This is a genomic window from Paenibacillus sp. JT31N17, from assembly GCF_056269255.1.
Window position 1 is genome coordinate 507,801 of the sequence record NZ_JBWDNP010000003.1, and the last position, 18,041, is coordinate 525,841.

The 18,041-nt window shown below is 52.9% G+C and carries 17 protein-coding genes; 16 read left to right on the forward strand and 1 reads right to left on the reverse strand.

Annotated elements, in window-relative coordinates; all coding sequences use genetic code 11:
* Positions 1-5 precede the first annotated feature (5 nt).
* The 5 genes from ylqF to AC0YOB_RS14195 all read left to right on the forward strand — a co-directional run bounded on the left by ylqF (position 6) and on the right by AC0YOB_RS14195 (position 4,437).
* A complete protein-coding gene (ylqF, locus tag AC0YOB_RS14175; protein WP_475793332.1) occupies positions 6-878 on the forward strand; it encodes a ribosome biogenesis GTPase YlqF in 873 nt (290 codons plus the stop codon).
* A gap of 171 nt (positions 879-1,049) precedes the next feature.
* The gene (locus AC0YOB_RS14180; protein ID WP_475793333.1) at positions 1,050-1,661 is read left to right on the forward strand and encodes a ribonuclease HII; all 612 of its coding nucleotides are present in this window, start codon (positions 1,050-1,052) and stop codon (positions 1,659-1,661) included.
* Between the two features lie 231 nt (positions 1,662-1,892).
* Positions 1,893-3,749: a flagellar hook-length control protein FliK gene (fliK, locus tag AC0YOB_RS14185; RefSeq protein ID WP_475793334.1), complete on the forward strand. Its 1,857-nt coding sequence runs from the start codon at positions 1,893-1,895 to the stop codon at positions 3,747-3,749.
* Complete coding sequence (locus tag AC0YOB_RS14190) at positions 3,746-4,039, forward strand: EscU/YscU/HrcU family type III secretion system export apparatus switch protein (protein ID WP_475793335.1); 294 nt, start codon at positions 3,746-3,748, stop codon at positions 4,037-4,039. The genes fliK and AC0YOB_RS14190 overlap by 4 nt, the downstream gene beginning before the upstream one ends.
* Positions 4,036-4,437, forward strand: a complete 402-nt coding sequence (locus AC0YOB_RS14195) for a YraN family protein (RefSeq protein WP_475793336.1) — start codon at positions 4,036-4,038, stop codon at positions 4,435-4,437. The genes AC0YOB_RS14190 and AC0YOB_RS14195 overlap by 4 nt, the downstream gene beginning before the upstream one ends.
* Positions 4,438-4,615: 178 nt before the next feature.
* On the opposite strand, the gene AC0YOB_RS14200 is transcribed toward AC0YOB_RS14195, so the two are convergent.
* Positions 4,616-6,181, reverse strand: coding sequence for a YifB family Mg chelatase-like AAA ATPase (locus AC0YOB_RS14200; protein WP_475793337.1), 1,566 nt, complete (start codon positions 6,179-6,181; stop codon positions 4,616-4,618).
* Positions 6,182-6,710: 529 nt separating this feature from the next.
* On the opposite strand from AC0YOB_RS14200, the gene sucC reads away from it, so the two are divergent.
* From sucC to fliE, 11 genes are all read left to right on the forward strand, one after another.
* The gene (gene sucC, locus AC0YOB_RS14205; RefSeq protein ID WP_210041234.1) at positions 6,711-7,871 is read left to right on the forward strand and encodes an ADP-forming succinate--CoA ligase subunit beta; all 1,161 of its coding nucleotides are present in this window, start codon (positions 6,711-6,713) and stop codon (positions 7,869-7,871) included.
* Between the two features lie 59 nt (positions 7,872-7,930).
* On the forward strand, positions 7,931-8,863 hold the full coding sequence (gene sucD / locus AC0YOB_RS14210) for a succinate--CoA ligase subunit alpha (RefSeq protein ID WP_475793338.1): 933 nt from the start codon (positions 7,931-7,933) through the stop codon (positions 8,861-8,863).
* A gap of 218 nt (positions 8,864-9,081) precedes the next feature.
* Positions 9,082-10,218, forward strand: a complete 1,137-nt coding sequence (gene dprA / locus AC0YOB_RS14215; RefSeq protein ID WP_475793339.1) for a DNA-processing protein DprA — start codon at positions 9,082-9,084, stop codon at positions 10,216-10,218.
* A 26-nt stretch (positions 10,219-10,244) separates the two neighbouring features.
* Complete coding sequence (topA, locus tag AC0YOB_RS14220; RefSeq protein ID WP_475793340.1) at positions 10,245-12,341, forward strand: type I DNA topoisomerase; 2,097 nt, start codon at positions 10,245-10,247, stop codon at positions 12,339-12,341.
* A gap of 34 nt (positions 12,342-12,375) precedes the next feature.
* Positions 12,376-13,722, forward strand: coding sequence for an FADH(2)-oxidizing methylenetetrahydrofolate--tRNA-(uracil(54)-C(5))-methyltransferase TrmFO (gene trmFO, locus AC0YOB_RS14225; RefSeq protein ID WP_475793341.1), 1,347 nt, complete (start codon positions 12,376-12,378; stop codon positions 13,720-13,722).
* Between the two features lie 53 nt (positions 13,723-13,775).
* The gene (gene hslV / locus AC0YOB_RS14230) at positions 13,776-14,321 is read left to right on the forward strand and encodes an ATP-dependent protease subunit HslV (protein WP_210041225.1); all 546 of its coding nucleotides are present in this window, start codon (positions 13,776-13,778) and stop codon (positions 14,319-14,321) included.
* Positions 14,322-14,356: 35 nt separating this feature from the next.
* Positions 14,357-15,763 (forward strand): ATP-dependent protease ATPase subunit HslU, encoded by a 1,407-nt coding sequence (hslU, locus tag AC0YOB_RS14235; protein ID WP_475767752.1) that lies wholly within the window; start codon positions 14,357-14,359, stop codon positions 15,761-15,763.
* 32 nt (positions 15,764-15,795) lie between these two features.
* Positions 15,796-16,566: a GTP-sensing pleiotropic transcriptional regulator CodY gene (gene codY / locus AC0YOB_RS14240; RefSeq protein ID WP_475793342.1), complete on the forward strand. Its 771-nt coding sequence runs from the start codon at positions 15,796-15,798 to the stop codon at positions 16,564-16,566.
* Positions 16,567-16,804: 238 nt separating this feature from the next.
* Positions 16,805-17,209, forward strand: coding sequence for a flagellar basal body rod protein FlgB (gene flgB, locus AC0YOB_RS14245; RefSeq protein ID WP_475793343.1), 405 nt, complete (start codon positions 16,805-16,807; stop codon positions 17,207-17,209).
* Positions 17,210-17,214: 5 nt separating this feature from the next.
* A complete protein-coding gene (gene flgC, locus AC0YOB_RS14250; RefSeq protein ID WP_475793344.1) occupies positions 17,215-17,664 on the forward strand; it encodes a flagellar basal body rod protein FlgC in 450 nt (149 codons plus the stop codon).
* 87 nt (positions 17,665-17,751) lie between these two features.
* A complete protein-coding gene (gene fliE / locus AC0YOB_RS14255) occupies positions 17,752-18,009 on the forward strand; it encodes a flagellar hook-basal body complex protein FliE (RefSeq protein ID WP_475768401.1) in 258 nt (85 codons plus the stop codon).
* Positions 18,010-18,041: the final 32 nt, after the last annotated feature.

Here is an 18,041-nt window from a genome sequence, read left to right on the forward strand (position 1 = left end):
TTTGCATGACAATTCAATGGTTTCCCGGCCACATGACGAAGGCCCGGAGACAAATTCAAGACAAGCTTAAACTGATCGATTTAACGATAGAACTGCTGGATGCCCGGGTACCGATTTCGAGCCGCAACCCCATGATTGATGAAATCCTCAAGGATAAGCCGCGTCTTATTGTCCTGAACAAGGCAGATCTGGCGGACAGCCGTACGACGGAGCAATGGATCGCATTCTTTACAAAAGCGGGACATGCCGCGCTGGCGGTGGATTCGTCGACGGGGACGCGGGTGAATGAAATCCCGGTCCGCGCGAAGCAGCTGCTGCATGAGAAAATCGCGCGGCAAATCGCCAAGGGCGTGAATCCCCGGGCTGTGCGGGGGCTTATCGTCGGCATACCCAATGTGGGGAAGTCCACGCTCATTAACCGTCTGGCCGGACGGCATATTGCCGCCACGGGAGACCGGCCGGGCGTCACCAAGGGCCAGCAGTGGATCAAGGTCGGCACAGAGATGGAGCTGCTCGATACACCTGGGATTCTGTGGCCCAAATTCGAGGATCCTCTGGTGGGATACCGCCTTGCGATGACCGGCGCGATCAGGGAGCAAATCCTTAACGTGGAGGATATCGCCTTCTTTGCCGTTAAGGAATTGGTCAGGCGTTATTGGGGGCCGACTTCGGAGCGGTTTGGGATTACCGACCCTCCCAAGGATCTTGACGATGCTGATGAAATCGTCCGGGTGATGGAGGATATCGGCCGCAAGCGGGGCTGTCTCATCAGCGGTGGGCGCGTCGATTTGGAGAAGGTATCCGGCATTATTTTGCGTGAGCTGCGTTCAGGCAGCCTGGGCCGGATTTCGCTGGAAACGCCGGATGACCTGAAATAAGGCACCGGATGAAGGAAACAATGACGGCTGCCTTGTTCATGGGGGCGGCCGTTTAGGTTAAAATCAAGGGTAAACCTGAACGGCAAGCTATTGATACTGTATACATAGATGGGGGAATTAATCTTTCGCGCTCGGTACTTTTGCGTAAAGAGGGGAAACGGGGAGAAGCGGATGCTGGAATTTGAACAGCCCTTGTGGGAGCAGGGCTGTCCTTATATTGCCGGGATCGATGAAGTAGGACGGGGCTGTCTGTTTGGGGATGTTGTGGCAGCTGCCGTTATTTTGCCGGAAGGGCTGGTGCTCGAGGGTATTAACGATTCCAAAAAACTTTCAGAGAAGAAACGCGAGGAGCTTTATGCTGTCATTATCGACCATGCCGTCGCGTGGGCTGTATCCAGAGTCGACGCGGCAACCGTGGATGAAATTAATATCAAGCAGGCGGCACGCCTTGCTATGAAGCAGGCGGTCTCGCAGCTTTGTGTGCAGCCAAACCATCTGCTGGTCGACGCTGAGAAGGTTGACTGCGATATTCCGCAGCTGGCCATTATTAAAGGGGATGCCAGAAGCCAGTCCATTGCCGCAGCTTCCATCCTGGCCAAGGTGACCCGCGACCGGCTGTGCGTCAAGGAATGGGATGCCTTATATCCCGCTTACGGTATTGCCATACATAAAGGATACGCAACCAGGCAGCATCGGGAAAAACTGCTGGAATACGGTCCCAGTCCCATGCACCGGCAGTCCTTCCTGGGCAAGCTGTTCGTGGAACAGCAGGTGTTGTTTTAAAAAGGACCGGCTTTTCAATAATTCAACTAAAACCGCCCGTTTTGGCGGCAATAAGCCCGTACCGGGGTTTACTGCCGCCATTGTGAGGGCGGTTTTTGTCCGCCATATACCCATATTCTAATGCAGATAGAGGATTCAGCCGATATTGAAAGGATAAGGATATCAGCGAATGGTTGGGCCATATAAAGCGGTGAATGCGCAGCAGCGGCTAAGGGAAGGAAGTGGCGGTTAATGAATATCGGACAATTGATGAGAGGACTGATCGGCGATGCCCAGCCGGTTGACAGCAAGGCGCTGGAGCTGAAAATCGGACAAATTGTGCGCGGCGTTCTGCTGCAGGTGCTGGATAATCAGGATGCGCTTGTGCAGATCAATGGCGTTCAGGTTCGCGCCAAGCTGGAGGTGCCCCTGCAGCCAGGCCAGTCCACGCTGCTCCAGGTGCAGCCCCAGTCCGGCGGCGGCTCTTTGGTGCTGAAGCCCGTTGACCAGCAGGCCGCTGATCTGCCGGAGGGCAGTCTGAAGGAATGGGTAAAGGCGCTGGGGCTTCCGGATCAGAAATGGTCCCTTGCGCTGGTTCGCGATTTGCGCCGGGAAGGCGCGGCTCCCTTGAAGGATGCAGCGGCGCAGTTTCAAGAGGCCAGGGCCGCCATGCCTGCCGGTGGCGACGCCAGGCTGTGGATGCAGGCGGCTGCGCTTGGCTATAAGCGCGGCCTGCCGATGACCGCAGCGACGATCGGCTCGCTGCAGCAGGTGATGAGCGGTACGCAGGCGCATGCTCTTCTGGAGGCGCTGGAGCAGGGTCTGGCCGCCTGGAGCGGCGCGTCCGCGGGTGATAACGCGGACGACCCCGCGCAGCCGCGTACTGCGGCGCAGGCGGCTGCAGCGAAGCTGGCGGCGCTGCTGCCCGAAGGGGCAGCGCTGATGCGCGCAGCGCAGGGCGCGGGCGGGGCGCAGCCGCCCGCCGCAGGTCCGGGCGCGGGCACAGCCGCCGCGCCCGAGGCGGGAGCAGCGGGCGAAGCCGCTGCTCCTTCAGCTGCGCGAAGCGCAGCAATGGCCGCGCCGGTACCCGGCAGCGCGGCCGGGGCGCCCCCCGCTGAGCGCGCAGCAGCCGCTGCAGGCACGGCGCAGCAAGCCCCGAGCGCAGCGGCCGAAGATTCCGCTGCGGCGGGGAACCCGCCGCGCACAGGCGGCTGGGTCGGCCAGCTTATCAAATGGCTTGGCGTCGATCACGAGCATCTCCTGGCTGCCTCCGCCGGCTCGTCTCCAACAGACGGGACAGCGGCAGAGCCGCCCGCAAACGAGGCGCGTGCATCCAAACCGCCGGAGAACAACCAGCAGCCTGCGCGGATTGTTGCCTCTGCTCATCAAGAGACCCATGCTCCCCTTGAGCAGAAAGGCGCAAATATCCCTTCGCCGGCGGATATGTCCCGTCAGCCTGGGTCCTCTTCGCTGCCGGTTCATGCTGCCGCAGATGAAGGAGTTCTGCCCGGGCCTAGTCAGTTAACCGCTGACAAGCCAGCCGCTGCAGATACGCTCAAGAGCGCGCTGATCACGCTTGCTGCAGGGGATGACGTGCCGCAGGTGCTGAAAGATACCGCGCAGCAGCTGGTCCAGCATATTACAGGCCAGCAGCTTCTGTTGAGTCCTGAACGTACCGCCTCGCTATTTTCGCATGTCACGCTGTTCATTCCGATGCAGGGGCAGGATGGAAGCCAAACCGCATCCATACATATCCAGACCCGACGCGGGCGCAAGGGGGAGCTGGATGCGGAGAACTGCCGGCTTTTATTTGATCTGCGCATGAAGACGCTGGGAGAGACGGTTGTTGATGTACAGGTAGTCAATAAAATAGTCAGTTTGAATCTATGGAATGATCATCCAGCAATTTCGGAGCTGCTTGAAGCATCCAGACCCGAGATGAACGAGACGCTTCAGAAAGCGGGCTTCCAGCTTTTGTCGCTGCGTGCAACGCCAATGCCCGACAGAAGCCGGCAGGGTGCAGACGGATCTTCGGTGGAGGATTCCTCCGTTGCAGCTGTTCCGGCTTGGTCAATGAAGCCATACAAAGGGGTGGACTTCCGCGCATGAGGCAGGCAAAAGAGAAAGGGACGATCAAGAAAGCGGTGGCCCTGAAATATGAACCGGACGAGCGCAGTGCGCCTGTCGTTATCGCCAAGGGCAGCGGAACGATTGCGGAAGCGATTTTAAGCAAGGCGGCAGAAAACGGCATCCCGGTCCAGCATGATTCGTCACTTGTCGAGGTGCTGTCTAAGCTCGATATCGATCAGGAAATTCCTCCTGAGCTGTATACGCTGGTGGCAGAAATCTTGTCCTTCGTCTATCGTTCGGACCGAAGAGCGGGGGATATCGGGAAGTGAACAATTCCAGGAACAAACGCAGTCCGTTGAAGCCGGACGACAGAGGTGCTACCGGCAGGCAGGGTGAGGAAGCGGCTGTGGAGCTGCTGCTTCAGGAAGGCTGCACCATTCTGCACCGCAATTGGCGCTGCCGCTTCGGCGAGCTGGACATTATCGCCAGACAGGGTGCTGATCTTGTGTTTGTGGAGGTTAGAACAAGAAAAAGCGGCGGACGCTTTGGTACAGCGGCAGAATCCGTGGATGCGCGCAAACAGCGGCAGGTACGCACCATTGCCGAGGTTTACATGCAGGCAACCGGGACGTATGGGATGCATGTGCGTTTCGATGTAATTGCCGTGATGGTCGACCGCGGCAGCGGCAGCGTCGTAGAGCTGAATCATATAGAAGCGGCGTTTTAAAATACACGCTGCAGGAAGAAACGGCTGCCTGCCTCTGGGGGCAATCCAGGTTTCATTCCCATAAAAAAATATCCAGCGTGTAATGGAATTTATACGTTCTCCTATTACAGACAAAGGCTCTCGTAAAGCTTCCTGACCCGGAAGCTTTACGAGAGCCTTCTATGATTTATGCCTGCCTTTATAATGTAAGCAAATTCCGGTCGAGGCTGCGGTAGCCAACCGCTTCCGCGATATGCTCGGCCTCCACCAGATCGGATTGCTCAATATCGCTGATTGTCCGCGCCAGCTTCAATATCCGGTCATGGGCGCGAAGACTTACGCCGAGTGAATCAAAAGCCAGCTTGAGCATCCGGTCGGCTTCCTGTGTCAAATCGACGGCACGCCTCAGCGAATCGCCTGCCAGTTCTGCGATTGGACGCAAGCCTTTCATCCGCTCCTGCTGGCGTGCGGATGCTTCCAGAACGATACTCCGCATTTGTGATGAGTTCATTCCGGTTTTCAGTCCTTCGGTTGTCGGCGGCCGAGGCACCTCGATATGCATGTCGATGCGGTCGAGCAGAGGTCCGGAAATTTTGGTGCGGTAGCGGGCGATCTGCTGAGGGCTGCATTGGCAAAGATGGTCATCTGTTTCATGCCCATAATAGCCGCATGCGCATGGATTCATGGAAGCTGCCAGCAGAAAATAAGCCGGAAAGCGGAAAACGGCTCTGGATCTGGCGATTGTAACCTCCCGGTCCTCAAGCGGCTGCCTGAGCACCTCCAGAGCTGTACGCGAGAACTCGGGCAGCTCGTCCAGAAACAGAACGCCGCGATGTGCAAGCGTGACCTCGCCGGGTCTTGGTACTGATCCTCCTCCGATAAGGCCTGGAGCCGAAATCGTATGATGGGGAGTACGGAATGGACGCTCCCTCATCAAGGCCGGTCCGTGTCCGAGCTTGCCGGCCGCGCTGTATATTTTGGTCACCTGGAGTGCCTCCGATTCCTCAAGAGGAGGCATAATGCCCGGGAGCCTGCGGGCAAGCATGGTTTTGCCTGTACCCGGCGGACCGGACAGAAGCACATTATGCTGGCCAACAGCGGCAATGAGCATGGCACGCTTGGCATGGTGCTGACCAAGGACATCGCCGTAGTCACCTTGTTCAAACAGCTGCTTGCCGGCTTCGCCATCCGGATGGCGAAGCCGCGATGCGGCTCTGTGATCGTAGCGGAGAGCTTCCCAATTGCCGAGTTTTGTTCCATTTTGCCGGTAATCCCCCAGCTCGCGCAAATGCCGGATACCGAACAATTCCATACCTTCAATGCAAGCGGCTTCCGCAGCGTTCTCCTCCGGTAGTAGAACACGCCCCATACCGGCTGTTCTTGCCTGCTCCACCATGGCAAGCACGCCGTTAACAGGTCTGATCTCCCCGCTTAGAGACAGCTCGCCCAGGACAAGCGTGCCCTGATACAGCTCCGGAAGAAGCTGGCCGCTCGCGGACAGAATGCCGGCGGCAATGGCCAGATCAAAGGCGGTACCTTCCTTGCGCAGATCCGCCGGGGCAAGATTGACCGTAATCCGCTCCATAGGAAATTTAAATCCGCAGTTTTTGACTGCGGCTCTGACACGCTCGATGGATTCGCGCACCGCCGGGTCGGGGAGTCCCACTACATTTACCTGCGGCAGGCCATTCGATATATCCACCTCAACCGTAATCAGTCTGCCTTCAACTCCGTACACACTGGCGCTGAACATACTTCCGTACATATTAAAAACACCCCCATCGTCATATCGGATGAAGGTGCTTCCTCACGTGTCCGTATCAAGCTTGCTATTTCCCCATAATAGTCCAGACCATAAATGGTTGTCAATATAAGCTCCTTTGTGTGAAGAGGCAAATGGATATCAATTCATGACCGATATATTTCTGACAATAGGTCATAATATAGCGGACGAGAATCAGACGTTCAAGCCGTCCAATATTAAGGTCAATTGCCTGTAATCCCATCTCGATTCGAGATGGAACTAATATCAAAAAAGCTCGATCTTTATCACAAATAATTAGGAAAGCCCTGCCGAAACGTGCTACAATAGTAAGGGTTTTAAGCGAAGACAAGGGAGAGCCGCGCTGGCATCTGATGATGTTCGAGCAGTTTTCTTCCCCACAGAAATATAAGTAAGGTCCGCATGAGGTCGGCTTCCTTTCTACTGGAATCTGCCGCTTCTGCTGCACTTTGCTTGTTATTCTTTTGTCTAGAGATCGTAGGATTTGACTGCGGATAGGAGGATTCTCGTAATGAATATCCATGAGTATCAAGGAAAAGCGCTTTTGAAACAGTACGGGGTCGTCGTTCCAGAGGGTAAAGTGGCATTTTCTGTCGATGAAGCAGTAGAAGCTGCTGAAGCGCTCGGAACACCGATTGTTGTGGTAAAAGCCCAAATCCACGCAGGTGGACGCGGTAAAGCGGGCGGCGTCAAGGTTGCCAAAAATTTGGACGAGGTTCGCGCATATGCGGGCGAAATCCTGGGTAAAGTGCTGGTAACGCACCAGACAGGTCCTGAAGGTAAAGAAGTGAAGCGCCTGCTGATCGAGCAAGGCTGCGACATTAAGAAAGAATATTATGTCGGTGTCGTGGTCGACCGTGGAACAGGCCGTATTGTCATGATGGCTTCCGAAGAGGGCGGCACGGAGATTGAAGAAGTCGCCGAGCACTCCCCGGAGAAAATCTTTAAAGAAGTGATTGATCCGGCTATCGGGCTGCAGCCATTCCAGGCGAAGAAGCTGGCTTACGCCATCAACATTCCTAATGAGCTGGTCAATAAAGCAGCCAAGTTCATGCTTGCGCTTTATGCGGCTTTTGTGGACAAGGATTGCTCCATTGCGGAAATCAATCCACTCGTTGTCACAGGCGACGGCAATGTCATGGCGCTTGACGCCAAACTGAACTTTGACTCCAATGCGCTCTATCGTCACAAGGATATCCTTGAGCTCCGCGATCTGGATGAAGAGGATGCCAAAGAAATTCAAGCTTCCAAATTCGACCTTAGCTATATCGCCCTGGACGGCAATATCGGCTGTATGGTCAACGGTGCGGGACTTGCTATGGCGACGATGGACATTATCAAATATTATGGCGGAGACCCGGCCAACTTCCTCGATGTAGGGGGCGGTGCTACGAAGGAGAAAGTCACGGAGGCCTTCAAAATCATTCTTTCCGATGAAAAAGTGAAGGGTATCTTCGTTAACATTTTTGGCGGAATCATGAAATGCGACATCATTGCTGATGGCGTTATTGCAGCTGCCAAAGAACTTGGACTGGATCGTCCGCTCGTTGTTCGCCTTGAGGGAACAAATGTGGAGCTGGGCAAAAAAATGTTGAACGAATCCGGATTGAACATCGTGGCCGCAGACTCCATGGCCGACGGCGCACAAAAAATCGTCGCGCTGGTGAAGTAGTCGTTTTCTCTTCATAAGCATTGCGGCATACGAATTCATTTTAGGGGATGTGAGTTTCGATGAGTATTTTGGTCGACAAGAATACAAAAGTAATCACCCAAGGTATAACAGGCGCTACCGGGCTGTTTCATGCGAAAGGCGCCCTTGAATACGGCACACAGATGGTTGGCGGTGTAACACCGGGCAAAGGCGGAACGAACGTTGATATTACGCTGGAGAGCGGCGAAACCGTTTCTCTGCCGGTCTTCAACACGGTTGTTGACGCGGTTGCAAAAACAGGCGCTACGGCATCTGTCATCTATGTTCCACCGGCATTTGCGGCGGATTCCATCCTGGAAGCGATTGACGCTGAACTGGATCTGGTCATCTGCATTACAGAAGGCATCCCGGTTATTGATATGATCAAGGTAACCCGTTACCTGGAAGGGCGCAAAACGCGTCTCATCGGTCCTAACTGTCCGGGTGTCATCACTCCGGGTGAATGTAAAATCGGCATAATGCCGGGTTATATTCATACCAAAGGCCATGTAGGCGTCGTTTCGCGAAGCGGAACGCTCACGTATGAAGCGGTCCACCAGCTGACTGCGCGCGGTATCGGCCAGTCTTCCGCTGTCGGTATCGGCGGAGACCCTGTCAAAGGGTCCGAGTTTATCGATATTCTGGATATGTTCAATAACGATCCTGACACCTATGCCGTGATCATGATCGGTGAAATCGGCGGTTCCGCAGAAGAAGAAGCGGCCGAGTGGGTCAAAGCCAACATGAAGAAACCTGTCGTTGGTTTCATCGGGGGCGCAACGGCGCCTCCGGGCAAACGCATGGGCCATGCCGGCGCGATTATCTCCGGCGGTAAGGGAACGGCAGCCGAGAAAATTGCCACTCTTGAGAAATGCGGCATCAAAGTTGCGCCTACGCCTTCTGAAATGGGATCAACTTTGGTAAGCGTTCTGGAGGAGCAAGGACTTCTGGAGAAATGCACAACCAATAAATAAGCTTATCCGTCAATGATTGCGGAGAGGATACCGAATGTAACCTTTTCGATTGGCTTAAATAAGCTTCAACCTAAAGGTAAGCAACCTTTCGCCAGCCCGTAATGGGCTCGAAAGGTTGCTTTTTTTGTTTCTAATATTCAGGGCGGCTTGCATTCTGATTCCATGTCAAGCAAAATAGGGTAAGGATGTGAGCCCCTCACCAAGGGGCGATAACGATTATGTTGAATGATAACTTTAATGAAGAGATGCGAAGAGAAGTTCTGATCACCTTGCATGAAACGCCGGGTGTTGGCTGGCATACAATTCAAAAAGCGGCTTCTTGCGGCGCATGGTCCTGCTACGAACGATTTACGGAGGAGGCCTGGTGCTCGTCGGTTGGCCTGAAGCCGGAACAGGCGAAGAAAATTACAGAAGCCTTCCGGCAATTGGACAAAAATACCCGCAGAGAGCGTTTCGAGAAGCTGGGTATAAAAGTTATGACTTTCTTTGACCCCGGCTATCCGACGCTTCTGGCGCACACACCGCAGCCTCCCTGGGTCTTATATTTAATCGGGCACATAGATCTGTTGTACCGGCCGACGATGGCAATCGTAGGCACCAGAGGCCCTACATCGTACGGTAGACGGGCGGCAGCCGATATGGCCGGTCAGTTATCAAGGCGCGGGCTGACCGTTGTCAGCGGCCTTGCTCGAGGCATAGACAGCATTGCCCACGTAGGGGCGCTCCCTTCACCAGGAGGCACCATCGCTGTGCTGGGCACGCCTATTGATAAAGTGTATCCTGCCGAGAACCGTTCACTATATCGCGAGATTGGATATGGAGGCAATGGCTTGATCGTGTCGGAAGTACCGCTTGGCACATCTTTTCATCCCGGCTTGTTTCCGCTGCGCAACAGGATCATTGCCGGTTTGTCGCTGGGAACAATCGTGATTGAAGCAGCCGAGAGGAGCGGTTCACTCATTACGGCCGATCAGGCTTTTGATATGTCCAGAGAGGTTTTTGCCGTGCCGGGCCCGATATCGTCACCAAAGAGCGGAGGCACGAATATGCTTATCCGAACAGGCACCGCCAAACTTATATCTTCCGTGGAGCATGTTTTGGAGGAGTATGAAGGCCGGCTGCCGCTCCCGCATGAGGAAAGTGCAGGAGACAGGGAACAGGACGTCCGGGAAGACATTACACTGAGCAAGGATGAGGCTTTCATCTATACTTTACTGAAGGATAAACCGCTCTCATCGGATGAGCTCCACGAGCTGACATCGTTCCCGTTTGGACTTTTACACGCAACTCTGATAAATTTAACTGTAAAACGGAAGATTGAACAGCATCCTGGTTCCATATATAGTGTTAGGTAATATGCAGCAGAAAGGGGGACGCATGAATGGCGGATTCACTTGTAATCGTCGAATCACCGGCAAAAGCGAAAACGATCGGAAAATATTTAGGCAGCAAATTCATCGTAAAAGCATCGATGGGACATATACGCGATTTGCCGAAAAGCCAGATCGGTGTTGAGGTCGACAATGACTTCAATCCCAAATACATTACGATCCGCGGGAAAGGCAGCGTTCTCAAGGAACTTAAGGACGCCAGCAAGAAAGTCAAAAAAGTATATCTCGCGGCTGACCCGGATCGCGAAGGGGAAGCGATCGCTTGGCATTTGGCGCACTATCTGGAAATCAACGAAGGCGATTCCTGCCGCGTTGTGTTTAATGAAATAACGAAGCAAGCAGTCAAGGATGCATTCAAGACTCCGCGTCCCATTAATATGGATTTGGTAAATGCCCAGCAGGCACGCCGGATTCTGGATCGACTTGTCGGCTATAAAATCAGTCCGCTGCTGTGGAAAAAGGTAAAAAAAGGCCTTTCTGCAGGTCGCGTCCAATCGGTAGCGGTCAAGCTCATTATCGATCGGGAGAACGAAATCGATGCGTTCATTCCCGAGGAGTATTGGACGATCACCACGCAGCTCAAGCATAATGATATCTCCTTCGAAGCCAAGTATCATTCCTTGAATGGCGAGAAACGGGAGCTGGGAAGCGAACAGGATGTGCAGGAGGTTCTTCAGGCGATGGGGACTTCCGCCTATACCGTCGCAGATGTGAAGGAGAAAGAGAGACTGCGCAATCCGGCGCCCCCCTTCATTACAAGCTCGCTTCAGCAGGAGGCTGCCCGCAAGCTCGGTTTCCGCGCTTCGAAGACCATGTCCGTCGCGCAGCAGCTGTATGAGGGTGTGGAACTTGGCAAAGAAGGAACGGTAGGTCTCATCACTTATATGCGTACCGATTCGACCCGTATTTCCCCGATAGCTCAAGAGGAAGCAAAGGGCTATATCGAGGAGAAATACGGCTCTTCCTTCGTTCCGGATCAGCCCCGTGTCTATGTCAAGAAGAACAGCAATGCGCAGGATGCCCATGAAGCGGTCAGACCGACTTCTGTGCTCCGCGATCCGGATTCAATGAAAGAGTTTTTGAGCCGCGATCAATTCCGTCTATACAAACTGGTTTGGGAACGGTTCGTTGCCAGCCAGATGACTTCTGCGGTACTGGATACGATGACGGTTGATCTGAATGTCGGTACGGCCGTATTCCGGGCAAACGGCTCCAAAATAAAGTTCCAGGGCTTTATGAAAATTTATGTCGAGGGCAATGACGATGGAGCTACGGATGAAGAGAAGTTCCTGCCCCCGCTTGCGGTTGGCGATATCGCCGAGCCGGAAGTCGTAGATCCCAAACAGCATTTCACGCAGCCTCCCCCAAGATATTCGGAAGCGCGTCTGGTCCGTACAATGGAGGAAGTCGGCATCGGCCGTCCGAGCACCTATGCCCCTACGCTTGAAACAATCCAAAAGCGCGGCTATGTCGCGATGGAAGAGAAAAAATTCATTCCTACAGAGCTGGGAGACCTGGTTATCCAACTGATGGAGGAGTTTTTTCCGGAAATACTCAATGCCGAATTTACCGCCCATATGGAAGAGGATCTGGACCATGTCGAGGATGGCAAAGAGGATTGGGTTCGCGTTCTGGCAGCCTTCTACGAGACATTCGAGAAACGGTTGGAAGTGGCCGAAGATGAAATGAAGGAAATCGAGATCCAGGATGAAGTATCCGATGAAATTTGCGAGAAATGCGGCAGGCATCTGGTCTATAAAATGGGCCGCTTCGGAAAATTTCTGGCTTGTTCGGGATTTCCGGAATGCCGCAACACGAAGCCTATCGTCAAGGATATCGGAGTGACCTGTCCCAAATGCGCGGTCGGCAAAATTATTGAAAGACGAAGCAAGAAAGGCCGGTTCTTCTACGGCTGCGATCAATATCCTGGCTGTGATTATGTCTCCTGGGATAAACCGTCAAGCAAGCCTTGTCCGCAGTGCGCCGGCTTAATGGTCGAGAAGCGCAACAGGAGCGGCGCCCGTCTGCAGTGCACGCAGTGCGACCACACCGAAGAGGTGCTGGAAGATCAGGATCAAGCCGAATAACAATTCCGTATTATAGGAAAGGATGGTAAGTTCATTGTCCGATGTACAACGCGTCACCGTTATAGGAGCGGGCCTTGCCGGCAGCGAGGCTGCCTGGCAAATCGCGTCCCAGGGTGTACCCGTGACTCTATATGAGATGAGACCGCAAACCCAGACACCGGCCCACCATACCCATCAATTTGCCGAGCTCGTATGCAGCAACAGCCTGCGGGCCAATGGTCTCGCGAATGCAGTGGGTGTCCTCAAAGAAGAAATGAGGCGCCTAAGCTCGCTTATTCTGGAATGTGCCGATCTGCATGCCGTACCTGCGGGCGGGGCGCTCGCCGTTGATCGCGACGGCTTCTCCGGGGAGGTAACCAGACGCCTGCATGAGCATCCGCTAGTTGAGGTGCGCTGTGAAGAAGTAACCGATATTCCTGCCGACGGGATCGTGGTTATCGCTACCGGCCCGTTGACCGCGCCTAAGCTGTCCGCTCAAATCCAGGCGCTGATGGGCCAGGAGTATTTTTATTTCTACGATGCCGCCGCGCCGATTGTTGAGAAAGATTCTATCGATATGAGCAAAGTCTACCTGGCTTCCCGTTATGATAAAGGAGAAGCGGCTTATCTGAATTGTCCCATGAGCGAAGAAGAGTTTGAAGCTTTCTATGAGGCGCTCGTGACAGCAGAGAAAGCCGAAGTGAAGGAGTTTGAGAAAGAGCAGTATTTTGAAGGCTGCATGCCTGTTGAGGTCATTGCCAGCCGTGGCAAACAGACGCTGCTTTTCGGACCGATGAAGCCGGTCGGTCTGGTCAATCCGCATACCGGCAAGCTGCCCCATGCCGTTGTCCAGCTGCGTCAGGACAATGCTGCGGGAACGCTTTACAATTTGGTCGGTTTTCAAACTCATCTTAAATGGGGCGAGCAAAAACGGGTATTATCTTTAATTCCGGGACTTGAGAATGCCGAATTCGTTCGGTTCGGAGTTATGCACCGCAACACATTCATCAATTCGCCGAAGCTGTTGAAGCCAACGTACCAGCTGATCAACCGGGAAAGCCTCTTCTTTGCAGGGCAAATGACCGGCGTGGAAGGCTATGTGGAGTCAGCGGCGTCAGGTCTTATTGCCGGTCTTAACGCAGGGAGGCTGGCCAAGGGGCTTGAGCCGCTCGTCTTTCCGGTAGGCACGACGCTCGGAAGCATGGCGAATTATATAACAACTGCCGATTTCAAGCATTTCCAGCCGATGAATGCTAATTTCGGTTTATTCCCGGCTCCGGAGAAACGGGCACGCAGCAAGAAGGAAAAGAATGAAGCCCTCGCCGGGCGCGCACTGGATCAGCTTGCGCAGTTCAAAGAGCAGTACATAAATGGTGCACCCGCAGGCATTGTTGGCGAATAGTCGTTAGAGCCCTAGCTTGCGGGTATGCGGAAATGAAGAAGGGGATGATTCTGATGGAAATGCAGTTTCATGCGACGACCATATGCGCAGTTCGCCATAACGGCAAAGGGGCCATCGCAGGAGATGGCCAGGTAACCTTCGGCAACAGCATGGTGATGAAGCATCATGCGAAGAAGGTCCGGCGGCTGTACCGCGGCCAGGTTGTAGCGGGGTTTGCCGGATCAGTGGCAGATGCGATTTCGTTATTCGAGAAGTTTGAAACGAAGCTTGAGGAGCATCATGGAAATTTGCAGCGTTCGGCTGTGGAGCTGGCGAAGGATTGGCGCTCGGACCGCGTGCTGCGCAGGCTGGAAGCGATGATGATTGTCATGGATGCAACCGGAATGCTGCTTATCTCCGGCAATGGGGAAATAATTGAACCTGATGACGGCATATTGGCAATTGGTTCAGGAGGAAGCTTTGCCCTTGCTGCAGCCCGTGCGCTCAGTCTGCATGCGACGAATTTGGAAGCTAGAGATATGGCGAGGTCTGCGCTTGAAATTGCCGCCGATATTTGTGTATTTACCAACCGTAATATTATTGTTGAAGAAATTGAGTAGTGCGGCCCGTGAGGTCCTATGTGGAGGGATAATCGATGGTAAACGAAGCGATGACGCCGAGACAAATAGTCACGGAACTTGACAAATATATTGTGGGTCAGAAGCAGGCGAAACGATCGGTGGCCGTGGCGCTGCGCAACCGTTACCGGAGAAATCGTCTGGACGAGACGCTGCGTGATGAAATTGTGCCGAAAAATATTTTGATGATCGGGCCGACAGGAGTCGGCAAGACCGAAATTGCCAGACGTCTGGCCAAGCTCGTGAAGGCTCCGTTCGTTAAAGTGGAGGCTACCAAATTCACAGAGGTCGGTTATGTAGGCCGCGATGTGGAGTCGATGGTTCGCGATCTGGTGGAAACGTCAATCCGTATGGTCAAGTCAGAGAGGACAGAGCAGGTCCGTGACCGGGCGGAAGAACTGGCAAATGAGCGTATCGTGTCCATGCTGGTGCCATCCGCATCCAAATCCAAAGCGCAGAAAAACCCGCTTGAAATGCTGTTCGGCGGTAATTCGGGCGCAAAGGAGCCGCAGGAAGAGCCGCAGGAGAGCGAGTCGATTCTGGATCGCAGAAAGCAGGTTAAGGAGCAGCTTCTCGCAGGCAAGCTCGAGCAGGAAATCATTGAAATCGAAGTGGAGGATTCTTCTCCGAATATGCTTGATATGCTGTCCGGGCAAGGCGGCGAAGGAATGGGCATGGGGATGAATATCCAGGAAATGTTCGGCCAGCTGATGCCCAAGCGCACGAAGAAAAGAAAGCTGCCGATAAAAGAAGCCCGCAAGGCTCTTACACAAGAGGAAGCGAATAAACTGATTGATATGGATGATGTGATTGCGGAATCCGTAAGCCGGGCCGAGCAGTCAGGAATTATTTTTATCGATGAAATTGACAAAATCGCCAGCGGTTCGCGAGGCTCGGGTCCCGACGTTTCGCGCGAAGGCGTTCAGCGGGATATACTGCCCATTGTCGAAGGTTCGACCGTGATGACCAAATATGGGCCGGTAAAGACAGATTTTGTGTTGTTCATTGCCGCCGGCGCTTTCCATATTGCCAAACCGTCCGATCTGATTCCGGAGCTGCAGGGGAGGTTCCCGATTCGGGTGGAGCTGACCAATTTGACCCTTGAAGATTTTGTGAAGATTCTGACCGAGCCCAAAAACGCCCTGACAACACAGTATACGGCGCTGCTGGAAACGGAAGGCATACGTATTGATTTTTCTGAGGAAGCGATTCATGAGCTGGCATCCATTGCGGCAGAGGTGAACAAGAATACGGAGAACATCGGCGCACGAAGACTGCATACCGTGCTGGAGAAGCTGCTTGAGGATCTATCGTTTGAAGCTCCTGAGCTATCGCTCGACCAGATGACCATAACACCGGAATATGTCCGGGAGAAGCTGGGCAACATTGCGAAAAACAGAGATTTGAGTCAATATATTTTGTAAAGGCTCGGAGTGGAAAGTAGGAGGAAGAGGTAATGATTTTACTTGCAAAAACGAGAACGCTGAACCGGCTGCTGCAGCGTGCGGCCGGAGGGGCGCTCAATTTCCGGGAAATGGCGGAGGTGCTGTGCACAACCATACAAGCGGATGTATTTGTGGTCAGCCGCAGAGGCAAGGTGCTGGGCTGTGCCGCCGTTGGACCTTACCAGCATGAGCAGCTTCGGGCATTGCCGATTGAGGACATGCGTTTCTCAACCGAATGCAATGACCGTTTCATGAGCATGCAGGAGACGGTAACCAATGCCAAGCCTGATGAAGGTGTATGTGATGCGTTCCCGATGATGGCCGGTCATGAGAAAATGACGGTTGTTCCCATTGTTGGCGGAAGAGACCGTTTGGGAACTTTAGTGCTGCTGAGAAGCTCTGAGCCTTTTGGCGATGATGATTTGATACTTGCTGAATATGGTTCTACTATTGTCGGCATGGAGATTCTTCGCGAGCGTGCGGAAGAAATCGAAGTCGAGGCAAGGAGCAGGGCGGTGGTAGCTGTAGCGGTTGGCTCGCTGTCCTTTAGCGAGCTGGAGGCGGTTGAGCATATTTTTGAAGAGCTTGACGGCAAGGAAGGACTTCTCGTTGCATCTAAAATAGCGGATCGGGTAGGTATTACAAGGTCGGTTATTGTTAATGCGCTGCGCAAACTGGAGAGTGCGGGTGTAATCGAAACTCGTTCTTTAGGCATGAAAGGGACCTATATAAAAACTTTAAATACGATGCTCCTGCAGGAATTGGCCAAAAATAAAGCCTGAGGACACAGGAAATGTAAAAAGCAGTCCTAAAATCCCGATTTTCAGCCCTATCTTTCAAAAAGATAGGGCTTTTTTCTTATTGTAATAAATTAGGAAATTAAGGAATATTAATTTAACGGCATTTATCGACAAGTAGTTCTCATTTTTTTAATATTCTTTTGTCGAACGAAGCAGGAATGAGGAAAAATCTGTTGAATATTAACAGAAGCAGACAAGATTAGAAAGTGGGGTCTCATCCATGTTATTGAACAGCCCGGGTTTCAACCGGCTGCAGGGTGCAATTAGTGCTGCAGAAATGCGTCAGCGTGTCCTTTCTGATAATGTAGCCAACTCCGACACGCCGGAATACAAACGTTCTGACGTTTCATTCGAGGAACTTTTGGATCAGAGTCTGAGCAATGGAACGCCTGCACTGGCAGGAAGGCGGACGAATGCACGCCATATTCCAATCGGCTCATCTTCTTCAATACCTGCTCCCAAAGTTGTGACGGATGAGAATAGTGTGATGAATAACAACTCCAATAATGTCGACATTGATCGAGAAATGTCGCTTCTTGCCGAAAATCAACTATCCTATAATTTCTACATTCAGCAGGTTAACCATGATGTCAAAATGATGAGAACAGCAATTGAAGGGAGATAGAAGAGATGAAGCTGACGAACGGATTTAATGCCAGCGCATCAGCTCTGACGGCGCAGCGTTTGCGGATGGACGTCATTTCTTCCAACATTGCCAACGCGGAAACGACCAGAGCTAGCTTTGTCAATGGCCGATACGAGCCTTACAAAAGAAAAATGGTTGTGCTTGAGCCGAATCAACCTTCGTTCTCAAGCATTATGAGTGGTCAGTTGAACGGTACCGGCAATGGTGGAGTAAAAGCGGTTCGCATTATGGAGGACAGCAGCCCTTCCAAATTGGTTTATAATCCAACTCATCCCGATGCCGATGCCAATGGGTATGTGAATATGCCTAATGTTGATATTGCGAAGGAAATGGTCGATATGATCTCTGCATCACGTTCTTATGAAGCTAATGTCACGGCATTGAATGCGACTAAAGGCATGTTTACGAAGGCGCTTGAGATTGGCAGAAGTTAAAATCAAATCTAACAGATATAATACGGAGGGATTCCAGTGATTAATCAAGCAACGATTAGTCCGGTGCTGTCAAGCCGCTTGACCAATATAAATCCAGTCAGCGAGAAAGCAACACCGGCGGAAATGACGCAAAGCTTCGGGGATTTTCTCCAAAATGCGCTTGACGGAGTCAGCGCTCAAGAATCGAATGTTTCGGCATTAACGGACCAGTTCATGCTGGGACAAGTAGATGTTTCACAAGTAATGATTGCTTCTTCGCAAGCGGAGCTCAGTTTGCAGTTAACCTCTCAAATCAGGAATAAGGTGATAGAAGCTTATCAAGAAATAATGCGAATGCAAGTGTAATACCTACTTCTTGAGGAGTCATAGCACATGAT

Bases quoted from the DNA above. Each gene is read 5' to 3' on its own strand.
- dprA (WP_475793339.1), top strand. From the start codon at position 9,082: ATGTTGAATGATAACTTTAATGAAGAGATGCGAAGAGAAGTTCTGATC.
- sucC (WP_210041234.1), top strand. From the start codon at position 6,711: ATGAATATCCATGAGTATCAAGGAAAAGCGCTTTTGAAACAGTACGGG.
- AC0YOB_RS14180 (WP_475793333.1), top strand. From the start codon at position 1,050: ATGCTGGAATTTGAACAGCCCTTGTGGGAGCAGGGCTGTCCTTATATT.
- hslU (WP_475767752.1), top strand. From the start codon at position 14,357: ATGGTAAACGAAGCGATGACGCCGAGACAAATAGTCACGGAACTTGAC.
- AC0YOB_RS14200 (WP_475793337.1), bottom strand. From the start codon at position 6,181: ATGTACGGAAGTATGTTCAGCGCCAGTGTGTACGGAGTTGAAGGCAGA.
- topA (WP_475793340.1), top strand. From the start codon at position 10,245: ATGGCGGATTCACTTGTAATCGTCGAATCACCGGCAAAAGCGAAAACG.
- hslV (WP_210041225.1), top strand. From the start codon at position 13,776: ATGGAAATGCAGTTTCATGCGACGACCATATGCGCAGTTCGCCATAAC.
- sucD (WP_475793338.1), top strand. From the start codon at position 7,931: ATGAGTATTTTGGTCGACAAGAATACAAAAGTAATCACCCAAGGTATA.
- fliK (WP_475793334.1), top strand. From the start codon at position 1,893: ATGAATATCGGACAATTGATGAGAGGACTGATCGGCGATGCCCAGCCG.
- flgC (WP_475793344.1), top strand. From the start codon at position 17,215: ATGAAGCTGACGAACGGATTTAATGCCAGCGCATCAGCTCTGACGGCG.
- ylqF (WP_475793332.1), top strand. From the start codon at position 6: ATGACAATTCAATGGTTTCCCGGCCACATGACGAAGGCCCGGAGACAA.
- AC0YOB_RS14190 (WP_475793335.1), top strand. From the start codon at position 3,746: ATGAGGCAGGCAAAAGAGAAAGGGACGATCAAGAAAGCGGTGGCCCTG.
- codY (WP_475793342.1), top strand. From the start codon at position 15,796: ATGATTTTACTTGCAAAAACGAGAACGCTGAACCGGCTGCTGCAGCGT.
- flgB (WP_475793343.1), top strand. From the start codon at position 16,805: ATGTTATTGAACAGCCCGGGTTTCAACCGGCTGCAGGGTGCAATTAGT.